The sequence below is a fragment of the Chryseobacterium endalhagicum genome (assembly GCF_016745235.1).
GTDB lineage: Bacteria > Bacteroidota > Bacteroidia > Flavobacteriales > Weeksellaceae > Chryseobacterium > Chryseobacterium endalhagicum.
Window position 1 is genome coordinate 177,739 of the sequence record NZ_JAELVM010000003.1, and the last position, 13,948, is coordinate 191,686.

At 35.2% G+C, this 13,948-nt stretch carries 12 protein-coding genes and 1 tRNA gene; 2 read left to right on the plus strand and 11 right to left on the minus strand.

Going from position 1 to position 13,948, the window contains the following annotated elements:
• Nucleotides 1–130 precede the first annotated feature (130 nt).
• The 3 genes from JET18_RS16570 to JET18_RS16580 all read right to left on the minus strand — a co-directional run bounded on the left by JET18_RS16570 (nucleotide 131) and on the right by JET18_RS16580 (nucleotide 3,699).
• The gene (locus JET18_RS16570; RefSeq protein WP_202092846.1) at nucleotides 131–784 is read right to left on the minus strand and encodes a response regulator transcription factor; all 654 of its coding nucleotides are present in this window, start codon (nucleotides 782–784) and stop codon (nucleotides 131–133) included.
• The gene (locus JET18_RS16575; RefSeq protein ID WP_202092847.1) at nucleotides 768–2,507 is read right to left on the minus strand and encodes a sensor histidine kinase; all 1,740 of its coding nucleotides are present in this window, start codon (nucleotides 2,505–2,507) and stop codon (nucleotides 768–770) included. Before JET18_RS16575 ends, JET18_RS16570 begins: the two co-directional genes overlap by 17 nt.
• A gap of 487 nt (nucleotides 2,508–2,994) precedes the next feature.
• Entirely contained in the window at nucleotides 2,995–3,699 is a 705-nt protein-coding gene (locus tag JET18_RS16580) for a hypothetical protein (RefSeq protein ID WP_202092848.1), read from the minus strand.
• A 142-nt stretch (nucleotides 3,700–3,841) separates the two neighbouring features.
• Between JET18_RS16580 and JET18_RS16585 the strand changes: the two genes are divergently transcribed.
• Both JET18_RS16585 and JET18_RS22005 read left to right on the plus strand, forming a co-directional pair.
• Nucleotides 3,842–3,985 carry a bacteriocin-like protein gene (locus JET18_RS16585; RefSeq protein WP_202092849.1) on the plus strand — a complete coding sequence of 48 codons (144 nt, stop codon included), beginning with the start codon at nucleotides 3,842–3,844 and terminating at the stop codon, nucleotides 3,983–3,985.
• A gap of 29 nt (nucleotides 3,986–4,014) precedes the next feature.
• Nucleotides 4,015–4,161: a bacteriocin-like protein gene (locus JET18_RS22005; protein ID WP_449507496.1), complete on the plus strand. Its 147-nt coding sequence runs from the start codon at nucleotides 4,015–4,017 to the stop codon at nucleotides 4,159–4,161.
• 147 nt (nucleotides 4,162–4,308) lie between these two features.
• On the opposite strand, the gene JET18_RS16590 is transcribed toward JET18_RS22005, so the two are convergent.
• The 8 genes from JET18_RS16590 to JET18_RS16625 all read right to left on the minus strand — a co-directional run bounded on the left by JET18_RS16590 (nucleotide 4,309) and on the right by JET18_RS16625 (nucleotide 13,932).
• On the minus strand, nucleotides 4,309–5,283 hold the full coding sequence (locus JET18_RS16590; RefSeq protein ID WP_202092850.1) for a hypothetical protein: 975 nt from the start codon (nucleotides 5,281–5,283) through the stop codon (nucleotides 4,309–4,311).
• A 388-nt stretch (nucleotides 5,284–5,671) separates the two neighbouring features.
• Nucleotides 5,672–6,283 carry a DUF6134 family protein gene (locus tag JET18_RS16595; RefSeq protein WP_202092851.1) on the minus strand — a complete coding sequence of 204 codons (612 nt, stop codon included), beginning with the start codon at nucleotides 6,281–6,283 and terminating at the stop codon, nucleotides 5,672–5,674.
• 606 nt (nucleotides 6,284–6,889) lie between these two features.
• Nucleotides 6,890–7,396: a hypothetical protein gene (locus JET18_RS16600; protein ID WP_202092853.1), complete on the minus strand. Its 507-nt coding sequence runs from the start codon at nucleotides 7,394–7,396 to the stop codon at nucleotides 6,890–6,892.
• A gap of 514 nt (nucleotides 7,397–7,910) precedes the next feature.
• A complete protein-coding gene (locus JET18_RS16605; protein ID WP_202092855.1) occupies nucleotides 7,911–11,609 on the minus strand; it encodes a M1 family aminopeptidase in 3,699 nt (1,232 codons plus the stop codon).
• Nucleotides 11,602–12,486, minus strand: a complete 885-nt coding sequence (locus JET18_RS16610; RefSeq protein ID WP_047454033.1) for an ABC transporter ATP-binding protein — start codon at nucleotides 12,484–12,486, stop codon at nucleotides 11,602–11,604. Before JET18_RS16610 ends, JET18_RS16605 begins: the two co-directional genes overlap by 8 nt.
• 392 nt (nucleotides 12,487–12,878) lie before the next feature.
• Nucleotides 12,879–12,963 (minus strand) — tRNA-Ser (locus tag JET18_RS16615).
• A gap of 190 nt (nucleotides 12,964–13,153) precedes the next feature.
• Nucleotides 13,154–13,471 carry a hypothetical protein gene (locus JET18_RS16620; RefSeq protein ID WP_228728578.1) on the minus strand — a complete coding sequence of 106 codons (318 nt, stop codon included), beginning with the start codon at nucleotides 13,469–13,471 and terminating at the stop codon, nucleotides 13,154–13,156.
• A gap of 113 nt (nucleotides 13,472–13,584) precedes the next feature.
• Nucleotides 13,585–13,932: a DoxX family protein gene (locus tag JET18_RS16625; protein ID WP_202092859.1), complete on the minus strand. Its 348-nt coding sequence runs from the start codon at nucleotides 13,930–13,932 to the stop codon at nucleotides 13,585–13,587.
• Nucleotides 13,933–13,948: the final 16 nt, after the last annotated feature.

The following is a 13,948-nucleotide window of genomic DNA, read 5'->3' on the forward strand; positions in this document are numbered from 1 at the left end:
TACTGGTACAAAGTAACGACATTAGAATATTAAGTGCCTCATAAAAGGCATCGATATATATCGAGAAGGCTGTAGATGTTTTTCGAATCTGCTTCTATGAGGGCAAAAACAAAGAAAGGCTTTAGAAATCCTAAAGTTTGTGATGGGTATTGATGATCTCGATGAGCTCTACAATATTGTCTACTTTCAGTTTATTAAAAATATTCTTCTTGATGGTGCTCACCGTGTTCTGTTTTATATCCAGAGCATTGGCAATTTCCAGGTTCCCGTTTCCGTCTGCATACATTTCCGCTATCTGTAATTCTCTTGCCGTAAGGCTTCTGAGAGGATTGATAAGATTGGGATTGTAAACAAACTCTATTAATAATTTTCTTACCGTTTCAGAAAAATACTCGCCTTTATTTACCATATCCGAAACTGCCTGCTTTACGTCTTCTTCTTCACTTAATTTACTCAGATAGCCATTGGCTCCGGCTTTAATAAATTTAAGCGCATGAAGCTCTTCCTCAAGGCCGCTGAAAATAAGGATTTTTAAATCCGGGTTGGCATTTTTCAACAGGGATAAAATGTGCAGACTGTTTCCGTCCGGGAAATGGGCATCAATAATGGCGATATCTATTCCTTTTTCCATGACCGTTTCCTCAATCTTCTGTAAGGAAGAGGTCTGATAAACTGTGGCATCGGGAAGAATCTCATCAATGAGAAGCGCCATGCCCTGGCGTACGATACTGTGATCATCCGCTAAAAGAAATACAATCTCTTTATGTTCAGTTGGCTGCTCCATTTTTATTGATATTTAAATTAATTCTGAATGTTACTTTTGTTCCTTTGTACCGCTCACTGCTCACCCCTATTTCACCGTCAAAAAGTTCTATAATCTCTTTACAAAGATTCAGTCCCAGACCTGCACCGAAATTATCCATCTTGTCGGAGGCCATTCCCTGATAATAGGGTTCAAAAATATTCACCAGATCGGATTCCGAGATTCCTATTCCGGTATCGCTTACGGTTGTGATCAGAGACACGGTGTTTTCTCCGGTACGTTCTGTGGACATGCTAAGATCAATCTGCCCGTTTTCTGTAAATTTATTGGCATTTCCCAGGATATTCATGAATACCTGATTGATCTTTATTTTATCTGCATCCACCACCAAATCGGCAGGAATTCCATCGCTAACGACAAACTTATTATTTCTGGTTTCAATGTAAGGTCCAATGGCCGTTACCACAGAATTAAGTTCATCTTTAAGATTGAAAACGAAATTGGTCAGTTTCTTCGGTGCTTCCTGGTTTTTGGTGTAATCAAGAATCTGGTTGGACTGGATCAGCAAAGTGCTGTTCGTAAATTTGATTGATTTCAGATAATCTTTTATCGCCTCATCTTTTGTCGTTCTGTTGATCTTATCAATAAAAATATTGACAATCTTCAATGGCGACATCAGCTCATGACTCAGCATTCCAAGGATTCTGTTTTTAAAATTAAGACTCTTATTGATCTCTTTATTGGCCGCATTCAGCCTGCGTTCGTATATAAATGCCAATCTGGTTAAATACATGATCAGAATGGAAACAATGAACATCAGGATCATTAATCCAAGAACCAGATAAGTTCTGATCTTATTATTATTTGAACTTTGCTCGTTATATTCTTTCTCCAGCTGTGATTTAAAATCTTTAATGGCACTTTCATACACATTGATCAGCCCGTTGCTGTACACCAGCAGTTTACTGAAATTACTATAAAAGTGGGCATTATCCCGCTGATTCCTTGCCACATTCTTTTCAGCATTCCTCTGAACCTTTTTCACTTCTTCAGCATAATGCTTATCCATAGATTTGATGGCATTATCCATTTCAGATTTTACATTGGAAAGATCTATGGTTTTATTGTTGGTTAATGTGATGACCGTGCTTTCTTTCTGCACATTCACCTTACCGGATATGGCATCTTTCAGACGTCCCATGAAACCTTTCTTTTTAATGGTATCCGTATAGGTACGCGTCTGTATATCCATGTTTTCGAAGTTGTTCTTAAACTTCTTCGGCTCATAAGGCTGCTCCTGGACTTTAGGAGCCTGATTGGCAGAAAGCTGGTAGGCTGAATCTATTAATGTTTTCAGCTGATTAGTCTGCAGGGTGTCTTTTTTCCGCTGGATAATGTTGTTTCTCAGTTTTGGGCTGAGCTTTTCGTAGCCGTCTATTTTATCAAAATTACCGTTAAGCTTTTTGAGGGATTCAAAGTATAATTTCAGGTCCTTATCATCCTGGCTGACCATATATTTTTGAAAATATTTCTGGGCATCCATGAAATCCTTCCTGGAAGTATCGGTGAGGTCGCCCAGCACCTTGCTTTCTTCTAATTGCTGTTTAATAAAATTCAGTTTCTTTTCATTGACAAATTCGTTATAAAAAAATACAGCAATAATGACCTGTATCAATAAAATACACACGATCAAAGAATAATGAACGATTTTTCGCCATTTAAAATTCAAGAAATTATATTTCATAGGGATCTGTCAGCTAAATTAATTTTCTGTTTATTCAAGTCTCCGGTTTTAGTTTTTTTATGACAGATGGATTACCAGGAAACCCGGCAAGTGCAGTCTGTCATTCAGTTTGCAAAGTTAAAGTAATTTTTGTCTTATTATGACAGTAAATAGCTGATAAAAAGCAAACTAATTAAATTCACCTTTTCGTCAAAATACTTACAAAAACTTCAAATTTGAATTCATACACCTATAAAGTTAGGCATAAAATGGAACAGATGTTTAGAATACTGCAAAATTACATTAATTTTTATCGAATTTAACATTAAACTCATAACGTTTTACATAAAAACCCTATTAAAATAATTCAATTTTTATTTACGATTGTGAAATCATTTATATATTCGCTTTATTTGTTAAAACGATAAAACTAAACAGGAAAATCTTCCCTGTTTTCTTCTGATTTTTTTTCATATTCCTTTGTTGGGAAGAGCGATCTAAAAACATTTTATTTACCTTTTTTAAGATGGTTTATATTTTCAGCAAAGTCATTACAATCAGAATTTCCAATATAGCAGACAAAATAAGGTCTCGCAATATGTATCTTTTTTAAAACTGCTTCATTCTTTTTCCAGTCCATCAAATTTTTTAATTCAATAATTTCATCATTTTGCAGTATTAATGTTGAATTAAATATTTCGACAATGTCTTCGAGCTTTTTCTGAGCCGGTACTTCATAAAAGTATCCTTCTCCCTGCCGGAAATTTTCATAAGTTCCATCTTTAAATTTTACAAGGAAATAATGCGTGGGTGTACTGCTCATTCCCTGAATAATTTTTTCAGGCATTGCATATTCACATGTTTCAACTTTTACGACATCAGCGTCAAACTTCAGGATGTTTTCAGAAACAAGACCATGTTCGATGATGCCTCTTTGAACAAACTCCGTATCATAAGGCTTTTTGTCTATAATACCATAGCGTTTTTCATGGAGTGCATGATAAATATTCTCAATTGCTTTTCTTTTATGCCGGAATACCACACAGGGAAGAAACGTTCCGTCATCCAGCGTAACAGAAGCACAATATCCATCACCATAAAACCTGTCAGAAATGGGTTCAACGTATTTATTTAAGAGGTAAATCAAATCTTCTTCATGCAGGGTTGAGCCATAATGTTTAAAATTCTCTTCGTTTCGTTCAATTATAGTCATTGATATTCAAATATACCTGTAAATATACTTATAAAGGCGAAAGAGTAAATTTACCCTCCTTCCCCGCAACGTTAAAATTTCAGAATATTTCATTTCAATTAAGGAAAATTGATTAATTTCGGATACAACTAAATCTATTCTTATGAAAAATCTAAAAAAAATCAACAGACAGGAAATGAAAACCATTAAAGGCGGAATCAACTGTCCGGGCGGTCAGATCTGCATGATCGGCGGAAAATGGACATGCACGGCATACGACGGATGTGGCGGCGGAAATCAGCCTTAATTTTTAAAATTTAACCCAATTACTTTATTATGAAAAATTCTAAGAAAATTTCAAGAGATCAGCTGAAAGCGATCAATGGAGGAGCCTTGAGCTGCTCCCAAGCATGCTGCCCGCCACCGGGAATAAAAAGATGCCCGTGGGTTATTTGCGTGGCACCGTGTGATATATTGAGTTAATAAGATATTTATATATCATTTGGAAATAAAAACAGCTTAGAATCTCCGATTCTAAGCTGTTTCTTTTAACTGAGTGAAAATTAAACTGCTTTTGCTCTTACAATTTTTTTTGAACTGACTTTGCAGCAATTCAAATCTTACTCCCCCTTATTTCCTAATAATTTCGAAAGTACTTGAGCCTTTAGGTTTATGCAATAATATACCCCAGCTTGTTGTCCTTCCTTTAGGTGTTTTACTTATTAATGCAGTCCAGTTTCTGAACTTGCCATCGGGAATCACCAGTGTCACCAGCTTTCCATTTCCATAGATTTTCATTTCATAATGATCAATTGGCTGCATATTTCCAGGGCATAACTTCAACATTTTTTCTTTATTGTTTTGATAATCAATTTTTGAATCTTCTGGTGTGGTATAGGTGACCACATCCAATTCCTCATCTTCCTTTGTACGCAATTTAAGATATTCATCAATTTTCCCGCTATTAAGCAAATCTTTGATATTAGAAAAATACGCTACTACCTCTTTCTGCAAAACATCTTTATCTGTTTTCTTCAGATCCTGGCTTTCACTCCAGCCTGTTACGTGGTAGGGCAAATCTTTAACATCTACCTCCCAGGTCTGCTCCCAAAAAGCAACTTTTTCCGGAGGAGCCTGAATCTTCAACTCGCTTTTAGCATAATCTATTTCATTTGAATACCCTAAAGGATCACCTTTGTCCGGAACAATTTTGGAAAAATAAATGTGCCATCTCGCGGTTTCATTAAAAATAATGTCTTTTGGCTGTACCATTGTATCAGGGGAATCTTTTTTAGGAAGAAACCTGATTTTTAAGGTATGTTTTCCATTCCCTAATAAGTATGGATTCAATTCAGTTGTATTGCTCATGTTGTCTCCGTAATAGAAATCAATAAGTATGTCATCTAAGTACAACTCATAAGGAGACATTGCATTGACATGAGCAATATAGGTTGTTTTATTTGCTGCTGAATGAGCACTACCCTGTCTATTTATTTTCCCGGAACTTTGTTTAGCCTTATTTTGTGAATTTTGCTGTCCATTACAAAGAATCATAAGTATTGAGAATACAGCTAAACCTATTTTTTTATAATTTGTATTTTCCATGGATTTCAGAATTTATTATTGAGAATCTATGATCAGAGCTCTTCCAACTCCCGTGTGTCTTTTTGAGTTTTATTGTTTCGCTTTGAATTTCAACAAAACAGAAAAGAAGATGTCTCATGGTAGATATTTCATTTTCAGTCACTTGTCATCAACATGGAAATATACATAAAAATACATAACGGCTGATCATTTCTTTTACCCCGAAACAGACCATTTTAAAAAATGAAAAAAGGTAGCCAGCTTTTCAGTAACTATAAAAAAAAGAAAAGCCTGCAAATTGTAAAAATAGGCAGGTCTTATAGCTTTTTTAATACTTTTATATATTTCTAAAGCACTTTCAGGTCGAGAGATCGTTTGAACTGTTCCCGTAAATACCCTTTAACCTCTTTTATCTGGCTTTCATATCAAGAACAAACTTCAGGTTCGCAAAATCCGTATTGGCTTCAACTAAAGTGCAGATTCCATTGTTGTATGTGTAGGTAGTTGTATTTCCGTTCGGCAGATCGATCCTGTATTTTTTGGAATTAATCTTCTGAATGGGAATCATTTTTTGGAATTTCTCCGAAAAAACAGATTTTATATTGCCGGGCTCATTAAAATACAGACTTGCAGTAGAGCTGAAAATGGACTGTTTCAAAGAACCATTGGCGCCATCTTTGTCGGAAAGATTATAAAAACTTCCGTTCCAGGTAGCCGTATTGTTCACTTTTAGTTTCCCGTTCATCGTCCGGTAAAGTTTGGCCTGCTGTAAAATATTCTGTTTAAAAGTGACCCCCATTTTGTCGTAAACTTCAATACTGTAAAGGATTTTTACTTTAGCCCTCGATTCAAAAAGATATTCGGTGACATCGTCCTTCAAAGAACGCTCCACACGGATATTACCAATGGTTTTATCATCTTTTACAATAGAATAATTCAGATATTCTTTGGTAATGGGTGTCGCCATATTGGGTTGAAAATAACTGTTCAAAATCATCGAAAAAATCAGGAGTGTTTTCATTTTTTTATTTTTTAAATAATAATTAGCTTCTTTATTGGAGTTTTTATTGGTATACTGAAGGTCCGAAACAGATTTTTGACGGGTGAAAATGATAATGCAAAGCATTTTCATATTTCCTGAACTGATATCGGCTTTCGGTTAATTCATTCGCCAGCCCTGAAATATTCTGATGAGGGCAAAGCTTTTTTCTGCATTCATAAAAATATTTATGATGCAAAATTAGGCATGGGAAAGGCTTAGAATGTTCCGCAGGATAAATGTGAACTTATTATATTGACATAATTTAACTAATTGAAAACAAATCATTTAAATATAAAAACGTGTTCCAATTTATAATTCTGAACCTGTTTTTAAAAAATTCAGGAGGTGTAAGAAGAGAATTTTTTAATGCAGCAAGTATTTTTGAAATATCAGCTATAACAACAAAAAAACCTGCAATTAATTAAAATTGCAGGTTTGATACCTTTTTAAGCATTTTCTGAGTTTTACTCTTGCTTTTGCGGACTGAAAGGAACCACTGTAGAACACTTGATACGTCTTTTAACTTTTTTGAACTGTATCTAATAGTAGTAGGAAACTTTAATCGAAAATAAACTATTAACGGGCTTATCTGAATCTAAAACCCTCTAATAATTCCTTCATTAAATCCCCGGCTCTCTGTTTCTCCCCATTTACAAACGCATTGTACTCGATTTCAATGGTAACAACATCCTTGCTTTTTGTATTCTTCACTTCAATCTTATGATAGGACTTTTTTCCGATCTGGTAATCCAAAATTAAAAAGCTCGTGTCTTTGACGTGTCTGGTGTTCAATTTATTATACTTTGGCCTTTTATCCTCATTATAGTCAGTAGGCCATTCACTTTTTCCAACAAAAAATCTAACAATGATATTGCCTTTTTTATATGCGAAATCAGTGACAAGCAATCTATAAGGTTCTGGTGGGATTCCACTCCTAACCATCTTATTTATGGATTCTGTATTTTCCTTATCATCAAAGATATTTAACCCTTTTGAAAGCGTTACTTCAATTTCGGGTGTAAGATTAATTTGTTTTTGTGCCATAGCTGTTGTGAACAACATTACGAACATCATCGTTAACTTAATTCTCATAATCTAATTATCTGGCCATAAATCTATTAAAAAACAGTAAGAAATCCAGGCAGGTAATTTTACATTTTAACAACATTTACTATTCTCCATTTGCTTCAAATATTTAGCAGCTCATTTTAGACTAGTGATTATGCCGGTAAGGTTTCTAGATTCCAAAACCGAAGAAGTTTAAATCCTGGAAGCAAAATACAAACCCGCTAATTTTCTAGTTGAGGAGTGTAATACCATACATTAATAAGTAATAGGAGATTTCTATTTGAATAGTACTTTGTAGTTCCGTTTTTATGATATTCTCCAAGTAACAATTTTTACAAATCCTGTATTGCTAATCTTGATACACGAAGAATGGTCCTCAATCAAAGATGTTTTTTTATCGCTAAAATAAACAAGAGCAGGATAACCTGCTCTTGAATTTTAAACTTTAACATTTTTTATCTTAATTGATATTCAAATTATTAGCTGTGAAAATTATCAAATCACTGAGTTTGAAACATTACCCCTAAATTGTTACCAATTAATCACCGGCACTCACCGTAACGCCTACTCCTCCGCCTCCAGATTTTGCATCTTCATCCAGATTTACTTTGTTTGGCTTCGATTTGAAATCGTGAACATTATTTTTCACATTCCGGTCGATCAGTTTTGCGTAAGGATCTATTCCGGCTTGCAAAGGTTCTTCATCCACTAAGAAAGTAAAGCTTTTCTCAGGTTTATCTATTTTAACTTTTTGTAAAATCAATTCCCTACCTTCAGGAAACTTTATAGATTTTTTTCCAAAGACTCCTATATCAACATAATCGTTAACAGGAGTTTTCTTCGATTTTCCTTTTCCATCAACACGGTACTTTGCACTTCCAACCGTAAGTTTTACTTCATATTGCTTTCCAACTTTTTTGTAGGAAAGATCCTTAATATAATTTTCATTCAGCGTGATGGTTTCAAACAAATCTTTGATAAGATACTGCAAACTGTCAGGCGTCTCTTTTTTCAGAAGATCTACAAATTCAACCGAATTGGTGTAAGGTGGCTCTTGAAATTTGGTTTGATCCAGATATTTTTTTAAAATAGAATTCAGTTTTGCTTCTCCTAAGTAATCTTTAAGTGCATACATTACGACGCTTCCTTTATTATAATGAATGTAATTCTGATTTTCCACCAGCATCAGAGGCATTTCTTTTTTCGTTTCTTTGGTTCGGCCCTGCAAATATTTATCAAGCTCATAACTCAGAAATTTTTTCATAGCCGGAGCACCATACTCGTGCTCCATCACCATCAAGGCTGAATATTGTGAAAATGTTTCGGACATCATAGCACTTCCTTGCACATTCCCCCCAACAACTTGATGTCCCCACCACTGGTGTGCCACTTCGTGAGCCGTCACATAGAAGGGAACATCTATTTTTTCTGGTTTATCGCTTTCGACTTTAGTCAGAAAACCAATTTCTTCGGAGTATGGAATAGTATTTGGGAAAGATTGTGCAAAAGCAGCATATCTCGGAAACTCGATGATGCGAACCTGCCTGTGCTGATAGGGTCCAAAATTTTTGGTGTAATAGGTCAAACTATTTTTGATGGAAGATATCATTCTGTCCAAATTATATTCGTGTCCTTTTTGATAATAAATCTCGATATTCACATTGTTCCATTTTGCTTTTTTCACCTGATAATCAGCAGAAAGAAAGGCATAGAAATTAAGAATCGGTGAATCCATTTTATACGTGAAATATCTTCTTTTGTTCGCTTTCCACTCTTTTTGCAGATAGCCCGGCGCAATTGCTATCTGATTATCATCGGTCGAAATCTGAGTCTGGAAGCGGATCCAGTCAGAATCAGTTGAAATAAAATTATTCATTCTAGCTGTCTGGTCGTTCACTTTTGCCAATCTCGGTTTTGGCTTCAGACCATATTTTTTTCGCGCAGAATTTTCTGAAAGTTCAACATCCGAATTATATCCCAAACCAGGCAAATTACCGGAATTGAAGAACGTGCCATTTTTCACGATATCTGTTATTGCGCTGTTGGCAAATCCTTTCGGTTTGAATTCGTATTTGAAATGAATCGAAACTGAATCTCCAGGCTGAATGGGATTGTTGAGTTTAACAAGTTTTAATCCCGATTTTTCATCATTGAAAATCTCTTTTCCTGCACCCGACACTTGTATTTTATCGAAAGAATAATGACCATCCAGATTGTTTGGATATCTAATGATAATACTATCAATTGCTTTTTGATGTTTGTTTTTTATGTAGTAATATCCATCCACTTTCCAGGATTGATCTTCTGGCGAAAGATCAATTTTTAAGTCCGAAGAAACGATTCTCGGCTGATCTATTTTTTCTAAATACTTGTATTTTTTCTCATACTCAAGTCTCATTTTTTCAGATTCGACGTCTGAATATTGTGAGTTTAAAATGTGGGTATTGTAATAGATAAACGCACCAAGTCCAACCGTTGAGAACAAGAACAAAAACAGTAAAACTTTATGTTTTAATCTGAATGATGTTTTTGATAAAAGATATTTTTTGGACAATCCTTTTTCCTTGCCTCTCGGAAAAACTAAAAGTGCAATGAATAATAAGAACATCATCATCAGGATCCAATACGATTTCACAATGAAATAGCTGTAAAGCACCTGTCCAAAACCGTTCAAAGCTGAATAAGGAAGTGTTGGGCCTTTGGAATTGAACCTGTACAAAATGTCATTCATTTCCAAATAATTATACAAAATCGGAAGGAAAACAATTGGGAAAATTGCTAAAAAGAATCCAAAATATTTGTTATTGACAATCAATTGGACAAACAAACTAAAGCCTATCAAAACCAGATAATAAGGCAGATTATAAAGGTTGAATTTCAAATAAGTCAATGGTTCAATATCATAAAATCCTTTGTAAAATTGAATCCCTATGCAAATCAAATTAGAGAAAATCTGCATAATCAACACCATCCAAACCATTCCCAGAAACTTAGAAAACATAAGGTTAAAATTGGAAACCGTGGTTACGCCAATCAGTTCATCAATCTTATTTTCACGCTCTCTCCCAACGATATTTCCTGAGAAAAAAACAATTAGCAAAAGCAGAAAATAAGATAAGCCCTCCTGCCCCATCTCCGCCATTAAAAAAGTGACAGGGATGGACTCCGCATCATACATTGACTTCATATATCTGGAAATCACAATCAGCAGAACACCAAAGATGAAAGCAATAATCCTGAAAAATGGTGTATAAACAATTCTTTTCACCTCGAAAAAGGAGAGATAAAAAAGTTCTTTCAGTTTCGCAATCGATCCAAAATCTTTTTGAACATTGAGAATTTCCTGCAATGACCTGTCCGAATTGGTATATGTTTCTTCTAAGACTGTTTTCTTTTTCCCAAACAAAGAAAATGGCTGTAAAAACTGGTTAAAATCAAATTTAAAATACGTTACCCCAACACATAAAAGTGCAATTCCTATCCAGAGTAAACGGTTCCAAAGCAAAACACCCGAAAGTGCAACTGTATTTTCATTTTGTTCGTAAGGTGTCCAATATTCGGTAACTTGTCTCAATGCAAAATTCCCGAAAGGATCCATAAGCGAAGCCAGATCCTTGTTTTCAATATCAGAAAGAATACTGTCACTCAATATGGATAGCAAAAGCAAAATAACACAGAAAAGATATGCTGCTAAAGTACTTCTGGTAATGGTTGTCAATGAAAAAAATATGGATCCAATGATCAATGTATTGGCTACTGTGAAAACCAGAAACGGCCAAATATAATTTATAATATTAATAGGGCCTAACTGCGGAGTTCCAATTCCATAAAGAGATCCAAAAAAATAACCAATCAATATTCCTGAAAAGACATAATTTGCTATCAGAAAATTAGCTAAAAATCTTCCGAAAAAATATCCGGATTTCGTAATGGGTGTTGTGTACAATAAGCCGTGGAAATTATATTCATAATCCTTCTGGATAGCTGTTGCCATAATACTGATCATCATAATTCCATTGATAAGCACCATAATATTACCACTCATCCCAACAATTAATCTTGCGATTGCCAAAGAAGAATTTTTAGTAAGAATAGAATCTGAAGTAGAAGTGTCGAATGCACCAGTACTTGCCAGCCCTAAGAGCACCCCAAGCGTTAGAAATACAAAAAAATAAATCTGTGTACTCCATTTTTTGAAACCACTTCTGAGTTCGAAAGAAAATAACTCCTTAAACATGGGTTGTCATTTTTTTTGTGATACTGGAGAAATACACATCTTCCAAATTAGATTCCACAGGAATGAAATCTGCATTTGGCTGAGATTCAGCAAAAACACGAATCTCAACTTTCCCTTCAGAAATGTGTGTAGAAATAACCTGGTACTGCTCTTTCGCGATCTCAACTTCAGATTTCTCAATTAGTTTTTTCCAGATTTTCCCCTGGAAATCATCTATAACGCCTTTCGGAGTTCCGTCTAAAATAATTTGTCCAGAAGTCAGGACAACCACACGATTGCATAAATTTTTCACATCATCTACAATATGAGTGGAAAGAATAACGATTGTGTTTTCCCCTATTTCACTCAGGAGATTATGAAAACGGTTTCTCTCCATGGGATCCAGACCTGCCGTTGGCTCATCCACAATGATCAGTTTTGGATTTCCTAAAAGTGCCTGAGCAATTCCGAAACGCTGCCTCATCCCACCTGAATATTCGCTGACGTTTCTTTTTCTAGCTTCGAAGAGATTGGTTTGATGAAGCAAGCCTTCTACGATTTCCTTTCGTTCAGATTTCCTTGAAATTCCTTTAAGAATTGCAATATGATTGAGAAGGTCCACAGCATTCACTTTCGGATAAAAACCAAAATCCTGCGGAAGATATCCCAAAACTTTTCGAAGTTCTTCTTTTTGGGTCAAAGCGTTGATATCTCCCAGGAAAATCTCTCCACTGTCCGGCGCTTGCAAGCCTGCAATCGTTCTCATCAGGGAAGACTTTCCCGCACCATTGGGACCTAATAATCCGAACATTCCTTTGCCAATCGTAAGATTAACGTTATCCAAAGCCTTCAAACCATTTCCGTAGGTTTTACTAATATTATTTACTGTCAATTCCATAATTGTGTTTTTTGAATTGTTATATCCTTATAAGGCGATAGATAATGTTGTTTGTTACAAAAAATGAAATTTATGAAGCATAATTGTAAAAATATTAATAAGAATTCTACAAAATCGTTGATAATAATTAATTATTTCAAGCATTCCACTGATTTCAAAGTTTAATCATAAACACATCATTATTTAATACATGACCATATTCTCAGTCAGATACGCTTTAAAAAAGGAAATTTGTAAATCTGGTGTTCGACAGCAATTTATATTATGAAAACCGTATCTATCGAACACCCACAATGATGGGCATACTGTCTCATAACCACCTGAAAATAAAAGAAAAAGGACTGCTTATTTTAGATAAAAAAAGAGGGGCTTCTTGAAGAAACCCCTCTTAGCGGAGAGAGAGGGATTCGAACCCCCGGACCTGTTACAGTCAATAGTTTTCAAGACTATCGCAATCGACCACTCTGCCATCTCTCCTGAATAACGGCTGTACCGTCGTTTTCAGTGGTGCAAATATATAAAGTTTTTTGAAACTGACAAAATATTTTTTTACTCATTATCAAAAAACATTTACATCCTGCATGAACAGATCTTCATGAGCTTAGAAATCTCCCATCCGGAAAGCTTTTGCAATAATCTGGAACCGAATAAGATCCAAAGATTTTGTTTATTTTGCCTGGCCGATATCCAACCGGTCAAATTTCCCTTCATTATTTTTATGAAACCGGAAAAATACAGGAAATGTTCCCCACTTCCCTGCCTGGAAGTTTCCGTAAATATTTTTTCCATCATTTTCCACCTTGTCTATGGTGAGGAATTTTTCTTTTCCCAAAGCATTGGAGAAGAAAGATTTAAAATCCACGGTATTGCCGTCATCCGTCATTACAGAGTTTTCTGTAAAATAAGTATACCAGCTCTGATCACCATCCTGTAATGCCTGCACAGCCTGTCTTACCGTTTCGTCGGTTATTTTTGATAGATCCATATTCTTTTGGTTTTGTGTTGTATTTGATTTTTGAGTGTTCCTTTCACGTGTTTTCTGGCCGCATGCTGTACATGACAGGCAAAATAGAGCTGTAATGATAAAATATTGCATGTTTATTGTTTTAAAGGATGCTGAAGACAGACGATCACCAGGTTGAGAAGAAGAAATGGGATTTCAATCATTACCCCTTTAAAATCCCGGTCCTGAAGGTGAAAACAGATGATCAGCAGTATTCCGGCAGCCATCAGAAAATTTCCCCAGACAAATGTTTTGGGAAATAAAATCAGTACAGCCGCAATAACCGTTACTGCCCCGTTGATCATCAGCCCGGTCTTATCAAAGCCCCATTTTCCGAACATAGCAGTCATTTCAGGTTTTCCCGTAAACATGGCTGTTCCCTGCTTTATGCCCATAAAAACGGCAGCAAGGATAAGTATAGAATTGATAATTTTTAAGATCATTTGTTTGCTATTTAAT

Excerpts from the sequence above, each read along its gene's own strand:
- JET18_RS16610 (WP_047454033.1), bottom strand. The coding sequence starts at position 12,486 with ATGGAATTGACAGTAAATAATATTAGTAAAACCTACGGAAATGGTTTG.
- JET18_RS22005 (WP_449507496.1), top strand. The coding sequence starts at position 4,015 with ATGAAAAATTCTAAGAAAATTTCAAGAGATCAGCTGAAAGCGATCAAT.
- JET18_RS16570 (WP_202092846.1), bottom strand. The coding sequence starts at position 784 with ATGGAGCAGCCAACTGAACATAAAGAGATTGTATTTCTTTTAGCGGAT.
- JET18_RS16575 (WP_202092847.1), bottom strand. The coding sequence starts at position 2,507 with ATGAAATATAATTTCTTGAATTTTAAATGGCGAAAAATCGTTCATTAT.
- JET18_RS16605 (WP_202092855.1), bottom strand. The coding sequence starts at position 11,609 with ATGTTTAAGGAGTTATTTTCTTTCGAACTCAGAAGTGGTTTCAAAAAA.
- JET18_RS16590 (WP_202092850.1), bottom strand. The coding sequence starts at position 5,283 with ATGGAAAATACAAATTATAAAAAAATAGGTTTAGCTGTATTCTCAATA.
- JET18_RS16595 (WP_202092851.1), bottom strand. The coding sequence starts at position 6,283 with ATGAAAACACTCCTGATTTTTTCGATGATTTTGAACAGTTATTTTCAA.
- JET18_RS16600 (WP_202092853.1), bottom strand. The coding sequence starts at position 7,396 with ATGAGAATTAAGTTAACGATGATGTTCGTAATGTTGTTCACAACAGCT.
- JET18_RS16620 (WP_228728578.1), bottom strand. The coding sequence starts at position 13,471 with ATGGATCTATCAAAAATAACCGACGAAACGGTAAGACAGGCTGTGCAG.
- JET18_RS16625 (WP_202092859.1), bottom strand. The coding sequence starts at position 13,932 with ATGATCTTAAAAATTATCAATTCTATACTTATCCTTGCTGCCGTTTTT.
- JET18_RS16585 (WP_202092849.1), top strand. The coding sequence starts at position 3,842 with ATGAAAAATCTAAAAAAAATCAACAGACAGGAAATGAAAACCATTAAA.
- JET18_RS16580 (WP_202092848.1), bottom strand. The coding sequence starts at position 3,699 with ATGACTATAATTGAACGAAACGAAGAGAATTTTAAACATTATGGCTCA.